The sequence below is a fragment of the Scytonema sp. PRP1 genome (genome assembly GCF_036697665.2).
Lineage (GTDB): Bacteria > Cyanobacteriota > Cyanobacteriia > Cyanobacteriales > Nostocaceae > Kalymmatonema > Kalymmatonema gypsitolerans.
Genome location: NZ_JBAHYJ020000082.1, coordinates 1 through 15,485 on the forward strand (window position 1 = coordinate 1; position 15,485 = coordinate 15,485).

At 44.6% G+C, this 15,485-nt stretch carries 11 protein-coding genes; 5 read left to right on the top strand and 6 right to left on the bottom strand.

Features of this window, described 5'->3' with window-relative positions; genetic code table 11:
* Positions 1 to 3,129: WD40 repeat domain-containing protein (locus tag V5G28_RS18780; RefSeq protein ID WP_332997027.1), on the top strand; the 3,129-nt coding region annotated here is incomplete at its 5' end.
* Positions 3,130 to 3,204: 75 nt separating this feature from the next.
* On the opposite strand, the gene V5G28_RS18785 is transcribed toward V5G28_RS18780, so the two are convergent.
* The 4 genes from V5G28_RS18785 to V5G28_RS18800 all read right to left on the bottom strand — a co-directional run bounded on the left by V5G28_RS18785 (position 3,205) and on the right by V5G28_RS18800 (position 6,148).
* Positions 3,205 to 3,573, bottom strand: coding sequence for a DUF5615 family PIN-like protein (locus V5G28_RS18785; RefSeq protein ID WP_332997030.1), 369 nt, complete (start codon positions 3,571 to 3,573; stop codon positions 3,205 to 3,207).
* Entirely contained in the window at positions 3,570 to 3,857 is a 288-nt protein-coding gene (locus tag V5G28_RS18790; RefSeq protein ID WP_332997064.1) for a DUF433 domain-containing protein, read from the bottom strand. Before V5G28_RS18790 ends, V5G28_RS18785 begins: the two co-directional genes overlap by 4 nt.
* A 193-nt stretch (positions 3,858 to 4,050) precedes the next feature.
* A complete protein-coding gene (locus V5G28_RS18795) occupies positions 4,051 to 5,460 on the bottom strand; it encodes a HEPN domain-containing protein (protein WP_332997032.1) in 1,410 nt (469 codons plus the stop codon).
* Between the two features lie 184 nt (positions 5,461 to 5,644).
* Positions 5,645 to 6,148, bottom strand: coding sequence for an SH3 domain-containing protein (locus V5G28_RS18800; RefSeq protein ID WP_336231213.1), 504 nt, complete (start codon positions 6,146 to 6,148; stop codon positions 5,645 to 5,647).
* Positions 6,149 to 6,282: 134 nt separating this feature from the next.
* On the opposite strand from V5G28_RS18800, the gene V5G28_RS18805 reads away from it, so the two are divergent.
* Together V5G28_RS18805 and V5G28_RS18810 are read left to right on the top strand one after the other, a co-directional pair.
* On the top strand, positions 6,283 to 7,773 hold the full coding sequence (locus V5G28_RS18805) for a sensor histidine kinase (protein WP_332997036.1): 1,491 nt from the start codon (positions 6,283 to 6,285) through the stop codon (positions 7,771 to 7,773).
* Positions 7,739 to 8,575: a CPBP family intramembrane glutamic endopeptidase gene (locus tag V5G28_RS18810; RefSeq protein WP_332997038.1), complete on the top strand. Its 837-nt coding sequence runs from the start codon at positions 7,739 to 7,741 to the stop codon at positions 8,573 to 8,575. Before V5G28_RS18805 ends, V5G28_RS18810 begins: the two co-directional genes overlap by 35 nt.
* A gap of 5 nt (positions 8,576 to 8,580) precedes the next feature.
* On the opposite strand, the gene V5G28_RS18815 is transcribed toward V5G28_RS18810, so the two are convergent.
* Both V5G28_RS18815 and V5G28_RS18820 read right to left on the bottom strand, forming a co-directional pair.
* Complete coding sequence (locus V5G28_RS18815) at positions 8,581 to 9,255, bottom strand: response regulator transcription factor (RefSeq protein WP_332997040.1); 675 nt, start codon at positions 9,253 to 9,255, stop codon at positions 8,581 to 8,583.
* A gap of 207 nt (positions 9,256 to 9,462) precedes the next feature.
* Positions 9,463 to 10,854 carry a pentapeptide repeat-containing protein gene (locus V5G28_RS18820; protein WP_332997042.1) on the bottom strand — a complete coding sequence of 464 codons (1,392 nt, stop codon included), beginning with the start codon at positions 10,852 to 10,854 and terminating at the stop codon, positions 9,463 to 9,465.
* Between the two features lie 1,435 nt (positions 10,855 to 12,289).
* Here V5G28_RS18820 and selD point away from each other — a divergent pair.
* Both selD and arfB read left to right on the top strand, forming a co-directional pair.
* A complete protein-coding gene (gene selD / locus V5G28_RS18825) occupies positions 12,290 to 14,584 on the top strand; it encodes a selenide, water dikinase SelD (protein ID WP_332997044.1) in 2,295 nt (764 codons plus the stop codon).
* A gap of 127 nt (positions 14,585 to 14,711) precedes the next feature.
* Positions 14,712 to 15,128 (top strand): alternative ribosome rescue aminoacyl-tRNA hydrolase ArfB, encoded by a 417-nt coding sequence (gene arfB, locus V5G28_RS18830; RefSeq protein ID WP_336231216.1) that lies wholly within the window; start codon positions 14,712 to 14,714, stop codon positions 15,126 to 15,128.
* The last annotated feature ends 357 nt before the right edge of the window (positions 15,129 to 15,485 follow it).

Here is a 15,485-nt window from a genome sequence, read left to right on the forward strand (position 1 = left end):
GTGCAGCATGAGTTTGAGTATGTGATTTGGCGATCGCTCTTGCATGCCCCACCCTTAGAAACGCTCCTGGGTGAACTGGTCGCCTTTGTGTCTGACTTTGGGGAAAGTTCTACTGAGATAGCACGGCTGATTTATTACCTGCGCTCTAGAAGATGCCTGCTGATTTTGGACAACATGGAAACTATTCTGGAGGCAGGTGAGGCTGGACAATTCCGCGCAGGTTATGAAGGATATGGCGAACTGCTCAAAGTGATTGGAGAAACTGCCCACTCTAGTTGCTTAATCCTCACGAGTCGGGAAAAACCGTCGGAGATTGCCGTTAATGAGGGCGATAAGTTGCCAGTCCGCTCGCTACGTTTGAATGGTTCACCTCAAGCAGCGATCGCTTTGCTTGATGCCAAAGGACTTGTAGGTGCCGATGCCCAAAAGCAGCAGTTGTGCGATCGCTACAGCAACAATCCTCTAGCAGTAAAAATTGTGGCTACCTCAATTCAAGACCTGTTTGACGGGGATATTGGGGCATTTTTGCAACAGAACACTTTTGTTTTCAATGGCATTCGGCGATTGCTAGACCAGCATTTTGAGCGCCTCTCTCCTCTGGAGAAGAGCATCATGTACTGGTTGGCGATTAATCGCGAAGGAACGACCATTGCTGAGCTAGAGTCAGACATGGTACCTACAGTGCCTCGGGGAAAATTGTTGGAAGCTCTAGAAAGTCTGTGGGCGCGATCTCTAATCGAGAAGGCTGCGCCTACGCTGCTGGAAAAACAGTCTTGCCGCTACACGCAACAACCTGTGGTGATGGAGTACGTGAATGAAAACATAATTGAGTCATTTTGTCAAGAAATTACCACAGAAGAACCCGGATTATTGCTTAGCCATGCTCTGATCAAAGCAACAGCCAAGGAGTATGTCAGAGAAATTCAGATTCGCCTGATTTTAAAACCGATTACAGACAGGCTCCTGACGACCTTAAAATTTAAGAAAAATCTCGAAGCTAAACTGGAGCGCATTTTAGTCAAACTGCAAGCCGAATTTCCTGGCGCTACTGGATATGGCGGCGGTAATCTAATTAATTTATCGAGTCAACTCAAAATTAATTTAGCTTCCTTCGATTTTTCAAATCTGACAATTTGGCAAGCAGATCTCCGGCGGGTGAATTTGGCTGGTGTTAATTTCCAGAACGCCGCTTTTGCTAAGTCTGTGTTCGCCCAAACCTTAAGCAGTGTTTTGTCGGTGACCTTTAGCCCCGATGGCAAACTGTTAGCGACGGGCGATGTAGATGGTATCATCAGTTTATGGCAAGTGACAAATTGTCAACAATTGTTGACGTTGAAAGGGCATTGTGGTTGGGTATGGGCGATCGCCTTCAGTCCGGATGGTCGTACCCTGGCTAGTAGCGGTAATGACTTCAGTGTGCGGTTGTGGGATGTCGCTTCTGGCCGTTGCGTAAGAGTTTTGCAGGAGCACACCAGTGGAGTCTGGTCGGTCAGCTTCAGCCCAGATGGCAAGACCCTGGCGAGTGGCTCTCAAGACTCCAGTGTTCGGTTGTGGGATGTTGCTGACGGTGCGTGCCTCAGAGCGTGGCACGGTCATGCTGGTTCAGTATGGACAGTCACGTTTAGTCCCGATGGTCAAACCCTGGCGAGTGGCTCTCAAGACTCCTCGGTTCGGCTGTGGGATGCAAAAACAGACCACTGCGTAGGAGCTTTGCACGGTCACAGCGGTGGAGTACGCTCACTAGCTTGGAGTCCAGATGGACAGACGCTGGCGAGTGGCAGTCATGATTCCACTGTACGGCTGTGGGATGTACGTTCTGGTGTAGAACTAAAGGATGCAACGTCTGTACATATCTTGCACGGTCATAGCACTGAGGTACGCTCAGTAGCCTGGAGTCCGGATGGTCGGACGCTCGCCAGTGGAAGTAATGACTCCTCGGTACGGTTGTGGGATGTGGCTTCTGGCCACTGCGTAGGAGCTTTGCAGGGTCATAGCAGTGGAGTACGCTCAGTAGCTTGGAGTCCCGATGGTCGTACCGTGGTCAGTGGAAGTTATGACGCCTCAGTGCGGTTGTGGGATGTGCGCGACGGCGAAGCCTTAAGAGCTTTGCAGGGTCACAGCAGTGGAGTACGTTCAGTAGCTTGGAGTCCGGATGATCGAACCCTTGCTAGTGGCAGTTTAGATTCCCTAGTTCGGTTGTGGGATGTACGTAACGGTGTAGAACTTTCAGATGCAACGCCTGTACATATCTTGCATGGTCACAGCAATACGGTATACTCCGTCACCTTCAGTCCGGATGGTCGTACCCTGGTCAGTGGCAGTGATGATTCCTCAGTACGGTTGTGGGATGTGTCACAACGTAGGTGCCTACTGGCGTTGCAGGGACACAGCTGGGTACACTCAGTAGCTTGGAGTCGGGATGGTCGTACCCTCGCCAGTGGAAGTTATGATTCCTCGGTGCGATTGTGGGATGTGCGTTCTGGTGTAGAGACATTGCATCCGAGAGTTCTACATATCTTGCACGGTCACAGCAGTTTGGTCCCCTCAGTCAGCTTTAGTCCAGATGGTCGGACGCTTGCCAGTGGCAGTGCTGACCAAACAGTTCGCTTGTGGGATGTCACTGACGGTGCGTGTCTCAAAGTTTTGCATGGTCACACCGACTGGGTATGCTCAGTAGCTTGGAGTCCGGATGGTCGTATCCTTGCAACTTGCAGTAATGACTCCTTGGTGAAGTTGTGGGACGTTGCTGACGGTACGTGTCTCAAAGTTTTACACGGTCATACCAGTGGAGTATGGGCAGTAGCTTGGAGTGCGGATGGTCGTATCCTAGCTAGTGGCAGTGCTGACCAAACAGTTCGCTTGTGGGATGTCGCTGAAGGGAAATGTCTCAAAGTTTTGCAAGGTCACACCAGTTGGGTACGCTCAATAGCTTGGAGTCCGGATGGTCTGGTACTCGCCAGTGGCAGCCAAGATGAGACGATCAAGCTTTGGGATGTCAAAACGGATGAGTGCAAAAAAACGCTGATAGCTGATCGGCTATACGAGGGGATGAACATCACTGGTGTTACAGGTTTAACTGTAGCGCAGAAAGCTACACTCAAAGCTTTAGGGGCAGTGGAGTTTTGTTGAACTGATCGGGTGAATCAATCAAATATTTCAAATAGCTACGTTCTTAAGCTGCGCACACTAACTACAAATGCAGATTCAGTCACTTGGAATGTAGGCACTCAAGAATACTAACTGGTTCACCATTTCTTCAGCGGATTTGGCTGCCATAAGTTTTAAGACTCGTCGCATTTGCTCACCCACCGAGTATTCTTGTGATGAAATAACAATTCCAGTATGAGTTCGTCGTTCAGCCATGTAGACGCTGTGCAACTGGCAGAAGTCTCCAACGTTAAACGTATACAAGACTCGCTGCTGCTCAGTTGCAAGAATCAACTGGTCTGCATCACTGAAGCTAGTTGTACCAATTTCTCCAACAGTTGTAACGTCTACCCCTCTCGCTCTTAAGGCTCTGACAAACTGCCGATCCATTGAATCTTCATCGATAAATAGGCGAATCAGACTCATGCTAGTTGACCCATCTCGGCAGCAAGTCGCTCGTAGTCTGCTTTTTCAGCACTCAGGTAAGCTTCAATTTCTTCTCGGTTGGCATGGTAATAGGTCAAAGCTGCATAAACTTGAGCCAAGGTCAGATTACCCATCCGCTCGACAATTTCTTCTGCATTTAGTCCCATCTTGTACCAAGCTGCAATCCGCTGAACAGAAACCCTGGTGCTAGCAATCCGAGGACGACCGCCGCAAATTCCGGGTGTGTGGACAATCAGTGTGCCAATGTCGATAACAGATTGCATAAACTTTACTGACTCGCCTTCTGCTTTCATCATAACCAAGCAAGATGAAACCCCTTCCTCCACTGGTTGGGAAACGGAACAGGCTAACGATCAATCTCACTGACCGGAGACAACCTCCGCATCCCACCGATAACTCTGGTACGTTCTGGTGCAGCGACTAGTTAGACAGCTTGGCATATACTTGTAGTTATCTTCACCCATTTTCAGATATTCTTAATCCTACCCGTGACCTTAGAAGTAGAGTTCCAACGGTTTCTTTATCAAAGCCTAATTCCTTTAGCAGCAATATTTCAATAAGAACCTTTAGCCTCTGAATTTGCAAGCGAAAATCTTTACCGTATACATCTTCGTTATATCCACTACCATGAGATAGGTTATTTCTAATTTTTACAATCTTGTTAACAAAATCATCTCTAGATTTACCATCCAAAAACACATTGAAGGCTTTTTCAGATTTTTTAAGATGCTTAATAATTTCTTGAAGGCTTGCACTCTTTAATAAGCTCATTATTTTTACACTTAAACTGGTATGATTGCTGTTCTTTAATTTGCTTTTCAGCCATCCTTTATAGTTTTCTTCTTGAACTTGATTAATAATTACCTCTACCATTTCTAAATATTCATTTTCAGGTTTTTCAATCTTCTTTATATTAGGATTTAGATTCTTTTGACAATAAGATTCTAGAGCTTGAATCAAGCTAAGAAATTCCTGTTGAGGATAATATGAATCAGGATTTTCCAATGTTCCAAAATAGAGTTCAGAAATTGTTCCTAAATCTTTTACTTTATTAAACCAATTTTTAACAAAGAACTCAAAATTATCTGAAATATCACGAAAAGTGAAAAACATCTCATGCCAAGACAATTTGGACTCAGTAATATCGTTTTCTGGAATTGCTAACTTTCCTAATATCCTAACAACTGATGTTTGACCATCTTTTGATATAAAACCGTTCATGACTAATGGAAAAACTGGCTTTGTGATTCCTAGCGTTAAAAAGTTTCGTATATAACGCATTACTTGTCTATATTCTTTATAGTGCTTTTCTTCAGAAGACTCTATGGTTAAAAATACTTTTCTATCAACTGTTATCTTTTCAAAGAAGTTAACGCTTTTCCCACAGCGAATATCAATTGATAGGCGATAGTTGTTGTCAACAGATGCTTGAGCAAGTTGCTCCCAAGCTTTATATACTAAATGCTCTTCACTATCTTCTGAGTGTACAAAATCAAATGTTTTAAGATTTACCCATTCATTGACGCATGAGTAATGTATGGAAATACTGTTAAACTTTACGTCTGAATCAGTACAAAAATGGATATCTGAGAAAATTAAGTTTACGCAATAAAGAGAAACTTCAATACTTCCATGTCTCATTTCCTTCTTTGTTAGAAAGCAATTGTATAAAGTTATCTCTCCTTTGAGAGTAGTGCCTAATATAAGTAAAGGCTGATCCGAATCATTGCCTTCAGCCAGACTGCTGAAGTCACCTATTAGCTCTAGTTCGCCGCCTTCAGAAGGAGTGAAGCTGCAAATTCCAGCTAGTTTCTCACTAGGATTATTGGGCAACCACCAAAATCCTTTGAAGTCAAAACTCTCCATCAAATTTAACTGGGTCTGTTGATTAAAGGATTGGGCAATGGATATTATAACCAGCGCGTATGCATCACTAACAGCCTTGCGGTAATTTAATGTTATTCTGTGAACTCGAGTAGTAAACAGCCTGGAGCTACACTTACAGATTACTTGATTTCGGATCTTAGTTCAGAGTCAAGTAGATAGTTAGCTAATCTCGATAGCCATCGTAATCTCGGTAGTTGTAATCTCGGTTAGTTCGGCGGGGTCTGCCGTCCCTAGAACAGATTCGCCGGGTTTGATTTTCTGCCACCCATCCTGGTTCTGGAGCATAAATTTCCAGCCAATCGCCTTGCTGTCCGATAACTTCTAACTCCGTGCCGTTAGGCAGCATGGTAATCAAGTTGTTAAAGCGAACTTTGGGTGCTGATCGAACATCGACGTAGCCGTCCCAGTGCTTTGCAACCGTTCGACAAGATCCTGCTTGAGCTATTTGGGTAGAACTGGTTAGGAAACAAGTGAGGAGTGTTGTTACACTCAGGCTCATAGGAGCTAATAACCTAGTGAATTGAACGGGAGATTGAATGCGGTTCATTGAAATATTCCCTTTTAGCTTCGCTGTCTTGCTTGGGGCGCTGTCTTTAGCGTCATAACTAAATCGTGTGGTTGTCGCTTGTTTGCCACCTCGCCTGATCGGTTTGCGCGATTGATTCATCTGATCGGGTGAATCGACTGATGGAAGAAACAGACGCGTTAGCAGGAAGTGGTGAAGTCGTGAAACCAGTGACCCTAATATCAAAGAGGCTTCTAGCTGTACGAGAAATCAATAATCACTGTTTGAAATGAGCAATGGCTAGGTCAATTCCCACTCTGCAACTGATCAGCAAACGCATAATGAAAAGTGTTCACCTTTGCTTACCTGTCAGGATGTCCTTTGCTCGTTATCTCGATACGCTTCGAGCGATTTGGCAACCCGCACAATCTATGGTTTCCGAGGAGTTTTTGGCGTGGCGGCATCGCTTTTTGTTCAACCGTGTTCGTTTACTGGTTTGGGTTGTCCTAATTGTGTTGTTGTTGGTGACAATCCTCAACCTGACAATCAACATTCCCAGCCTCAATGCTTTGGGTAATCCACAGATGGCATTTGGTGCAGAAAGAACCTTGAGGTATATGCTGACGAGTGGAACTCAGATTGTAAGTGTACTGCTGTGTCTGCTGCTCCTCAAGCATCCCAGTATGCGCGCTCACCCAGAACGGTTATTTTTGCTGTTTGCTTGGTCTGTTCTGCTATCACCTCAAATCATCGACACCTTTTATAAAGAAGCCCGATTTGACGCAGGTGATTGGATTCTGTTTTATGCTATCCAAGCAATCCTGATTCCGGTGCAATGGCGGTTGCATATTTTATCACAAGTGGTTGTCTTGGGCTATTTCACCCTTGTAGTACTGCTAGGGTTGAGAGATCCTGATGTGTCACTCTCAGCAACGTATGTACTAGGAGGTTTTTATGCTGTTTTGATTTGCTTTGTAGCGGATCTAGGGGTGTTTCTCTACGAACGTTCCTTGCAACGGGAATTGAAAATGCGGCAACAACTGCAAGTGTTTCTCCATGCGGTTTCTCATGATTTGCGAAATCCCGTGTTGGGCATGGTGATGACATTAAAAAGCTTTTTGAAGCCATCGGGTGAAGATGCAAAGATTCCTCAAGAACTACTCGAGCAAATGATTGCAAGTGGCGATCGCCAAGTTGAACTGATTAACTCGCTGCTGTCCGCCCATTCCACACAGTTGCATGGCATTGTCCTTCACCGTCAGCCAATCAGACTGGATACGTTAGTGAATTCAATCATCACTGATTTTCAGCCATTCTTTGGGCAAGCACAAACAACGTTAACTCAGGTCATCTCGCCTGACTTGCCATTGGTGAATGCTGATCCACTACATCTGCGGCGGGTATACGAAAACTTGATTTCCAACGCGCTGCGGTACAACCGTCCTGGCTTCCATTTGACGTTTAGTGCAGAAGTTATTGAAGGGAAGCAGAAAGGCAAAGGTTCTAGGCGGCGGAGAATTTTTCACCCCAAAGCTAACAGTCAAAACCTAACAGCTAAAAGCCAGTGGGTTCGCTGTACGGTGAGTGACAATGGTGTTGGCATGACTCAGCAGCAATGCGATCGCCTCTTTGAGCTTTACACGCGTGGTCCCGACAGGCGACAATCCCTTAGTCTCGGCTTAGGACTCTATATGTGTCGGCAAATTATTACCGCGCATGGTGGTGAGATTGGCGTGATCAGCAGTCCGGGTCATGGCTCCACGTTTTGGTTTACACTGCCCGTCTAGTAGTAAGTTCACGATGAACGTCAATAATATACATACCAATCAAACCGCCAGCAAGCACACCCGTCTAGCTGCCTTTTGGGCTGTCCTGGGTGCGCTGGGGACCCTTGCTGTTTTCCCTTACCTGGCAACACTCAACCAGTCGTCAACTGCATCACTGCCTGTGCCGTTACCTGTATTAGCAATCGCCAGCGCCACCCAAAGCGGCGTTCTCCTTTTCATCCTGGGCTGGATTGGGCTACGGTTGGGGCGATCGCTAGGACTCGACACTCCCTTTGCGCGTGCCTTTGTTTATGGGTTAAAACCACCCGCCCTATCGAAACGCGCCATTAATTTTGCACTGATCAGCGGTTTTTTAGGAGGATTTGTCATCCTTGGGCTGGCTTTCCTGTTTCAACCCTTTATGCCGCAAACAGCACAGTCTACAACTCTGAACATTGCCCTGTGGAAGCGCGCACTGGCTTCTTTTTATGGCGGGATTACGGAGGAGCTATTACTGCGCCTATTTTTGATGACGCTGATTGCCTGGGTTTTCTGGAAGATTGGGCTGCGAGAAGGGGAACAACCCTCACAACTCGGCTTCTGGCTAGCGATCGCGTTCTCTGCCTTACTGTTTGGCGTTGGTCATCTGCCAAGCGCTGCTGCCCTCTGGTCATTGACCCCAATTGTCATTACCCGAACGATGCTGCTGAACTCCCTGCTGGGAATAGCATTTGGCTTCCTCTACTGGCGCTGGGGCTTAGAATACGCCATGTTGTCTCATTTCTGTGCGGATATCGTGCTGCATATCATCGGTGGTAGTTAAGGCACCTATCCGACTAAGCCTGATCGCAACGCCACCACAGCCGCTTGCACTCGGTCATTCACCAGCAGCTTATTCATGATTCCTCGCACATAAGTTTTAACAGTGTGTTCGCTTAGGTACAACGCCTTGGCAATGTCTGGATTGCTGCAACCATCCACAATCAGCCGCAACACCTCCAGTTCCCTGTCTGATAGTGTTCCGGGAGGAATGGATGGAGTGGGTTTTGTCGCTCTTGGAGGTGGTTTGAGCTGGTCAATGACAGACTGAGCCACTTGGGCATCTAGGTAAGTTGCTCCTTCATGAACCACAGCGATCGCTTTGACTAACTGCTCCGCACTCGTTCCTTTGACACAGTAGCCTTCAGCACCACTGGAAAGCGCGGCAATCACCTCAGTTTGAGAGGTATGGGACGTGAGCATCACGACCTTCACATTCGGTAAGACTCGCTTAATTTCTTGTGTAGCAGCAATTCCATCCATATGGGGCATCCCAACATCCATCACAACCACATCCGGCTGGAGGGCTACAGCGGCTTCCACGCCGAAATATCCATCCTCTGCCATGCCAACAATTTCAAGCTGAGGTTGGCTAGAGAGCGAATGTTTCAGTCCAATCCGCATCATGGGGTCATCTTCGACAATCAAAATTCGTAGCGTTAGTTGCTTAGGTTCCTCACTCATATGAAAGCTTAACTAAATAATTTTCTTAACAGAAGAGTTACAATTTCGTTTTATTAGTTTAGTGAGTAACCACGAATAATCTGAGTCAGGTCAGCGGTTTAAAATTTTATCTTAAATGTCATGTTATTGAGGGAAGCACCCTGTTTGCATATTATTATATGCAAAAAAATTTTGTGATAGATAATTGCGCTTCTAATTTGCTCGTCCTTAACCAATGCGCGTCCAATGAGTTGGGAGTTCCACATCATCTGGTAAGCGAGTTGTGACATCGCCTAGTGCCAGTGTAATCTGATGAGGTTCCAAGTTTTTCGCTCCTGTCAGGATTGCCCCTTCGAGTTTGACATCGCTCATATTGGTTGCACTGAGATTGACTCCCATGAGATTTGCACCACACAGGTTTGCTTGATCGAGAATTGCCATTTGCAGGTTGGTTCCCATCAGATTCGCTCCACCAAGGTCAGCTTCTCTGAGGCTTGCTTCAGAAAAGTTGGCAAAAAACACCTCTGTGTGTTGTAGTTTAGCTGCATTAAGGTTTGCACCTTGCAGGTTCGCTCCATTGAGGTTTGCTTGTTGCAAATTCGCCCCAATTAAACCTGCACCTTGCAGGTTGGCTTTACCCAGCTTTGCTCCTTGCAAATTAGCTAAAAACAGCTTTGCCCCTTCTAAGTTAGCAACTTTGAAATTAGACCCAGCCAAATTGGCTTTATATAAGTTAGCTCCCTGTAGATTAGCTCCACGCAGACTTGCTCCTGTAAGATTTGCTGCACGCAAGTTTGCCCCACAAGCCCAAGCCCGATTGAGGTTTGCCCCACAGAGGTTTGCATCTGGTAAATTGGTTGATTGCAAGTTGGCTTCATACAGAATTGACCCACACAGCTGAGCACCCTCCAAATCTGCCTCACTCAAGTCGGCTTCTCGTAGGTCTGCTTCACATAGGTCAGATCCCCGCAAGTCTGCTTGTTGCAGGTTTGCTTTATGCAGGTCTGCCCCCCTCATGTTGGCATACCGTAAATCAATTCTCTGATTTGGCTGTTCTTTTTCGGCATCCCGCCTAGCGATGACGCTCAAAGCTGCTTGAATATCTGTACGAATTCTTGCTGGTGTTTGTTGTGTTTCCTCCTCTTGCGATTGACTAGCAGCATTTTCTCGCACAAAAGCTGTCAGAATTTCCATGATTGTCCAGTATTCTTTGGGACAATCTTGGGCAACTCTTTCTAAGGCGTAAATTGCACCTGTGCGTGTTGCAACACTTTCATGTCCAAGCTGGGTAATTGCTGTCATAAAGCGTTCTGCAACTAGCTGTTCTTGACCTAGGAGGGCATTCTTCGTTTCAATCTCATTGCTTTTTCCAGCTGCGATCGCACTTTTTTGACTAGCTTCCACTCCTTTTGCTGCCACATATGCATGAATCATCACTGCCAATCCCAAGAAAAGGGTCGCAGTCGTTGATAATGCTTGAGTTCTATTTTCTATTTTTTCTTGGTTTGACAACCCCGAGCTTTGGGAAAATGTTAAGAAAATCACCGTTGGTGATAAAGTAAACATCGCTGTTATTACTATCAACCAATTTTTTAGTACGTCTGTCTTCCTAGCAGACATAATTGTTGTGTCCCTCAAAACACCGAATATTTACGTAGTTTATTTGACAAAAGAGTATACCATTTGTCTCAAAATTTCAATATCTGCCGAAAGCTCGGTAGATGCTGCTGTTGCTTTGCATTGCCCATTTGAGAATTTGCTCTTAGACAAAAAGCTTGCCTTTCACCAGATATCACCCATATTTGATGATATTTCTTGTGATTCCAAGTGTTGAGAGCCTTTGGTATGCGTCCCATAGACACTGACTTATCTGAATTTTTTTGATACATCCTAGTACCATAAAAGTCTGTTGCAAATAGGGTAGCTTGGTAGAGAATTGTTTATTGTTGGTTGCCATCATTAAAGTTTGCGCCCTGACATTGTCTTTTTCAAATCGTTTGTCTCAAGGAAATTTTTGCCTGCTATATTGCTTTGTATCTCCTTTAAGGCATCAAAGGAGAATCGCAAAAATTAGCAACAATTTCCATTGCGAATTGTTCTACAAAATCAAGTGCACCCTGAGAAGGTTCCATCTTTTCATCAAACAGTTGTCTGACTACCATCCCTCTATTTTATTTAAAGTAATTATATTGATTGATTTTGATAAATGGCGCAACCCTCTAAGGAAATATTTTTTTATTTGATTTCTTAAAATAATTTTTCTAATTCTCTGGGACATCAATAAATAACTACAGCTAATATCCTTAATATTAGACAGTAATAGTTAATACTTGACCTACCATATACGGTTTTTACAGAAAATTCAAATTATAAAGATTTGATAAATATACTGATTTTGTTTGATATGTGAACTTGACTTTTTTTTAGAAATCCTAAATGACACAGACTAAAGAGAGTTTGGAGGATCTTACGATTTGCTAGCGATTTCTATACACAGATAATTAAACCCAACAAAACAGAAAAAATATATTGTGTAACTTGTATGATTAATGATGTCAAAACTGGCATTGTTAGATAGAATAAAAAATTGCAAAACACTTAAGCGATATAATAGTTAAGAAAATAAATGATTTGCTGACACTGTTACACATAGTAACCGCTCCGAAAAACCTACCCAAAGCTAGACAGAAATAGTCATTTGTGGACAAGTCGGAGCGTGCAGTCTAAGTCTTAACTGACTACGTTCATTTGGTCATGACACCTTGATAGTACCGTGAGCCATCAGGCTCTGTCGAAGGCGGTTAAGTAATGAGTAAACAGGTTTATAGCTCTAGTGCCGTCTTCTTAACAAGCCATTTGAACATTGACGTTAGCGAAGCGGAACCTCTTAGGTTCGGCAAACGTTACTTAGCAATAAGGCTGACAGAATATGTCATTGATACACATCTATACAAAATTACCTTTCTTTGTATAGATGTGTACAGAAATCGAGTTACAGTTACTAGCCCGAACCCTGATAGCAGAAACAGCGTAAGCATTTGCCTCACCGCAAAAGATGCAGGAAAATTTACAGCCGATTGTTAGAGATTTAGTGCTGATTGGTGGTGGTCACAGCCATGCCATTGTGCTAAGAATGTTTGGCATGAAACCAATACCCGGAGTGCGTTTAACGTTGATTACCGAAAGTTCGGATACACCGTACTCTGGAATGCTACCAGGACACATTGCCGGATTTTACAGTCATGACGAATGCCATATTGACTTACGACGCTTAGCGAATTTTGCTCAAGCGCAGTTGTATATTGACCGAGTTGTTGGTCTTGATTTGGAGAACAACAAAGTTCTTTGTGCTAACCGTCCTGCGGTAGCTTTCGATGTGCTGTCAATTGATATTGGTAGCACTCCCGCCATAATATCTGTACCAGGTGCAGCAGAATATACAATTGCGGCTAAGCCTGTATCTAAATTGCTACAATACTGGGATCAAATTTGTAGAGACGAGAGGTGGCGCGTCTCTCAAGAACCCATGAAAATTGCAATTGTGGGTGGAGGTGCAGGCGGCGTAGAATTGGCGTTGTCAATGCAAGCTCATTTACATCGGATTTTATCTGGTGCCTTGAGTGAGGTTGGAAACAAGACAAAAGCTTTGGAAATTCATCTATTCCAGCGCGAAGCGGAACTGATGCCTCATTATCACAAGTCGGTGCGAGGTTTAGTTAAGCAAGTTTTGCTTCAGCAGGGTGTTGAGTTGCATCTTGGGGAAAGTGTGTGTCAAGTCAAACCGCATACAGTGGTATGTGAATCTGGGTTGACAGTTGAGTGCAATTCAATTTTCTGGGTGACACAAGCATCAGCACCCCAGTGGTTAAAATCAGCGGGACTCGCGACTGATGAGCAAGGTTTTATTTTGGTTGAGGATACATTGCAATCTCTATCTCACCTGCACATCTTTGCTGCTGGTGATATTGCCACAATGGTAAATCATCCTCGTCCCAAAGCTGGAGTGTTTGCTGTAAGACAAGGTAAGCCTTTGTTTGAGAATTTGCAGCGAGTTTTGTTAGGAAAACCCCTCAAACCCTATAAACCACAGAAACAATATTTAAGTTTAATTGGTACAGGAGATGGACGGGCGATCGCTACACGCGGTTCGTTTACCTTACCACCTAACAAACTCCTATGGCGCACCAAAGACTGGATTGACCGCTCTTTTATGCAACGCTTCAATGATTTGCCAGAAATGGGGACTAGAAACTGGGGGAAGAATTTTCCCAATCTTCAATCCCCAATCCCCAATACCGAATCCCCAGTCATGCGTTGCGCTGGATGTGGTTCAAAGGTGGGTAGTACAGTTCTAGAGAGAGTTTTGTCCCGTATCAAATCAGAACAACCGAGTGGAGAAGAAAGAACAGATATCGTTATTGGTTTGGATGCACCAGATGACGCGGCGGTGGTGCAAGTCCCAACAGGACAGTTGATGGTACATACTATTGATTATTTTCGTTCTTTGATAAATGATCCATATATCTTTGGACAAATTAGCGCTAATCATTGCTTGAGTGATATTTTTGCAATGGGGGCTATTCCTCAAAGTGGGCTGGCGATCGCCACCGTTCCCTACGCTGAACCAGCTAAAGTCGAAGAAACTCTTTATCAGTTATTATCAGGTGCGGTGAAAGTACTCAACCAATGTCAAGCACCTCTGATTGGCGGACACACCACCGAAGGCGCAGAACTGGGATTTGGGTTATCTTGCAACGGTTTGGCTTATCCTGACAAACTGTTACGTAAAAGCGGAATGCAACCAGGACAAGTGCTGATTTTGACCAAAGCACTAGGAACTGGAACACTCTTTGCTGCTGATATGCGCCGCCAGGCAAAAGGTCGTTGGATTGATAGTGCCGTAGAGTCAATGCTACTGTCAAATCAAGCGGCTGCTGCGTGTTTATTGGAACATGGGGCAACTGCTTGCACTGATGTCACAGGTTTTGGATTGCTGGGACACTTAATGGAGATGGTGTTAGCTTCCAATGTGGCGATTGAGTTACAACTAGAAGCTATCCCAGTTTTGGCAGGAGCAAGCCAGACAACAGAAAAAGGGATTTTTAGCTCACTGCATCCAGAAAATCTCCGAGTATCACGTTATATTGATAACTTGGAGCAAGTTGAAAGTCATGCGCATTATCCTTTGTTATTCGATCCACAAACAGCTGGTGGGCTCTTAGCTTCTATTCCTGAATCACAAGCTAGTAGCTGTTTGGCTGCACTCAAAGACTTGGGGTATGAATCGAGTTGTGCGATCGCGCGTGTTGTGGCACTTGCGGGTAAAAAGCCACTCACTTTAATAAGCTAACCTACTCAAGAACTGAGGCGATGTTGAGTCAGCCGATTAAGTAGACGCTTCACATATACTTCCACTTCATAACTACGCTAGTTTGGTCTTGGATCTACTTGTTCAGATTCTAAAAAACTTGTGAGTTATGCTGCAAATTTCTAACAAAATTATTATCCCAGACAGCGATATTGAAATTAGTGCGATTCGTTCTCAAGGAGCAGGAGGTCAAAACGTCAACAAGGTTTCTACCGCTATCCACTTGCGCTTCGACATTGGGGCTTCATCATTACCCGATTTTTATAAAGAACAGCTTTTAAAGCTCAACGACCGACGCATCACCAAAGAGGGAGTCGTCGTAATCAAGGCTCAGGAGCATCGAAGCCAGGAGCAGAACCGAGAGGAAGCGTTAAAACGACTTCAAGAACTTATTAAAAGCGTAGTTGTACTGAAAAGAAAACGCAAACCCACAAAACCGACTCGCAGTTCTCAGCAAAAACGCCTTGACCATAAAAGCAAGCGCGGACAGGTTAAGTCCAATAGAAAGCAGGTCACGGATTGTTGATTCATAGATTATTAAAGAGTGAACTACCGTTTGATTTCAATGACAGCTATTTAAGGTCATCTTCAGACCTTACCAATATTTCTACGATAACTAAGAGATGATTTATAAAGTAAACGTTAAATTGTAGGATGCGTTAAAGCAGCGCGTAACGCATCGCCTAACAGTGGTGCGTTACGGCTCTTATTTCACTCTCTCAAACTCTCAAATCCGCGCGATCGCCGTAACACACCCTACTTAATATTTACTTTCTAAATGACCTCTTACAGAAGAAGTTTGCTTTGTTTACAGCGCTTTCCTGTAAGGTGGGCATTGCTCACCAATATCTCAAATGTCTATCACACAAGTTTTTAGGGGCAA